1 protein-coding gene is annotated in these 252 nt (G+C 50.4%); it reads left to right on the top strand.

Annotated elements, in window-relative coordinates; genetic code table 11:
• A partial coding sequence (locus tag ACYP03_RS27155) for an aromatic amino acid transport family protein (RefSeq protein ID WP_459782826.1) occupies positions 1-252 on the top strand: 252 nt, incomplete at both ends.

A 252-nucleotide genomic window follows, 5' to 3' on the forward strand; every position in this document is an offset into this window, starting at 1 on the left:
GCTGCGCTGAGTGTGAATCACGGCAGCATGCAGCTGATTTTGTATATCTTCACCGGTCTGGCGTTGTTGACCTCGTTTCTGGGCGTGGCAATGGCACTGTTTGACCAGAACGCGGATGCGTTCCGTCAGAACCGGGCTGTGACGTATGTTCTGACTTTTATTTTGCCTATGCTGGGTGCGATTCTGGCGGCGAATCAATTCCTGTCAGTATTGAGCTATGCCGGTATTATTCTTGTGTTTCTGGCTATCTTC

The sequence above is a fragment of the Photobacterium sp. R1 genome (assembly GCF_054600795.1).